Annotated in this window: 2 protein-coding genes; both read left to right on the forward strand. The window is 71.3% G+C overall.

Annotation, left to right across the window (positions count from 1 at the left end):
* Positions 1-136: 136 nt before the first annotated feature.
* Positions 137-691 carry a molybdenum cofactor guanylyltransferase gene (gene mobA, locus ACRDSQ_RS24545; RefSeq protein ID WP_431424326.1) on the forward strand — a complete coding sequence of 185 codons (555 nt, stop codon included), beginning with the start codon at positions 137-139 and terminating at the stop codon, positions 689-691.
* 74 nt (positions 692-765) lie between these two features.
* Positions 766-1,824 carry an AAA family ATPase gene (locus tag ACRDSQ_RS24550; protein WP_431424327.1) on the forward strand — a complete coding sequence of 353 codons (1,059 nt, stop codon included), beginning with the start codon at positions 766-768 and terminating at the stop codon, positions 1,822-1,824.
* Positions 1,825-1,837 lie beyond the last annotated feature (13 nt).

Here is a 1,837-nt window from a genome sequence, read left to right on the forward strand (position 1 = left end):
GATGCGACCTGACCGCGTCGTAGCGGCGAGACAGGGAATCCATGACCAGGCTCATAGCACAGATCCTAGACACCCCGAGGGCGAAAACTAGGTTATTTCACGACAAGTCCTAACCACGGCGGATTAGGGTGGTCGAATGGATTCCTGGGCGGCGGTCATCCTCGCGGGCGGGCGCGCGTCGCGGATGGACGGCCGGGACAAGGTCGCCATCGAGGTCGACGGCGCCACCCTGCTCGCCCGCGCGGTGGACGCCGCCGCGGGCGCCGACCCGATCGTCGTGGTCGGCAAGCGCAGGCCGGTTCCGCGCCAGGTTCTGTGGACGGTCGAGGACGAACCCGGCTCCGGGCCGGTCGCCGCGATCGCCGCCGGGGTCGCGTTGCTGCCCGACGACCCGAACCTGCCCGTCGTCCTGCTCGCCGCCGACCTCCCGCGGATCACTCAAGCCACCCTCGCCCGGCTGACCGGCGCCCTCGGGACCACCGGCGCCCTCCTCGTCGACGCCGACGGACGCGACCAGTGGCTGCTCAGCGCGTGGCGACTCGGGGCGCTGCGGGCCGCGCTGCCCGAGCGGCCCGAGGGGATGGCGCTGCGCAAGGTGCTGGGTGGACTGCAGCCCGTGCGGGTCCCGGCGGTCGCCGACGAAGCCGCCGATGTGGACACTCCCGAGGACCTTTCCCGCTTCACCAGGTGAGTTCACAGCGCTCACACCGCTCATGCGGTTGGCTGTAACCCGCTGGAATGACTGTGCGCTGAGGAGGACAGCTGGTGACCGAGCCTGGGCAGGTCGAGCAAGAGGGCAGCACGCCCGCGCGTGACGCGCAACTGCTCGAACGCACCGTGTTCGAGGTCAAGCGGGTGATCGTCGGGCAGGACCGGCTGGTCGAGCGGATGCTCGTGGGCCTGCTCGCCAAGGGTCACCTGCTGCTCGAAGGCGTGCCCGGTGTGGCCAAGACGCTCGCCGTGGAGACCTTCGCCCGCGTGGTCGGCGGCTCGTTCTCCCGGGTGCAGTTCACCCCGGACCTGGTGCCCGCCGACATCGTCGGCACCCGCATCTACCGGCAGGGCACCGAGCGCTTCGACGTCGAACTCGGCCCGGTCGTCGCCAACTTCGTCCTCGCCGACGAGATCAACCGCGCGCCCGCCAAGGTGCAGTCGGCGATGCTGGAGATCATGGCCGAGCGGCACGTGTCCATCGGCGGCCAGACCTTCCCGATGCCCGACCCGTTCCTGGTGCTCGCCACGCAGAACCCGATCGAGAACGAGGGCGTCTATCCGCTGCCCGAGGCACAGCGCGACCGCTTCCTCTTCAAGATCATCGTCGAGTACCCGACGGCCGAGGAGGAGCGCGAGATCGTCTACCGGATGGGCGTCACGCCCCCGGAGGCCAACCAGGTCCTCAGCCCCGAGGAGCTGCGCCGCCTGCAGGGCGTCGCCTCGAAGGTCTTCGTCCACCACGCGCTCGTCGACTACACAGTCCGCCTCGTGCTGGCCACCCGCACACCCGCCGAGCACGGCCTCGCCGACGTCGCGGGCTGGATCGCCTACGGCGCCTCGCCGCGCGCCAGCCTCGGCATCGTCGCCGCCGCCCGCGCCCTGGCGCTGGTCCGCGGCCGCGACTACGTGCTGCCCCAGGACGTCGTCGACGTCGTACCCGATGTGCTGCGCCACCGGCTCGTGCTGTCCTATGACGCGCTCGCCGACGGCGTCCCGATCGACCACATGATCTCCCGGGTCATGCAGACCGTCCCGCTGCCGCAGGTCTCGGCGCGGCCGCAGGCGCCCAGCGGGCACCCGGCGCCGGCCGGGGTGGCCGGCAGGCCGTGAGCAGGCACAAGGC

The sequence above is a fragment of the Actinokineospora sp. genome (assembly GCF_050699995.1).
Lineage (GTDB): Bacteria > Actinomycetota > Actinomycetes > Mycobacteriales > Pseudonocardiaceae > Actinokineospora.

What these genes read in the sequence shown, in the direction of transcription:
- mobA (WP_431424326.1), top strand. Translation starts at nt 137, where the DNA reads ATGGATTCCTGGGCGGCGGTCATCCTCGCGGGCGGGCGCGCGTCGCGG.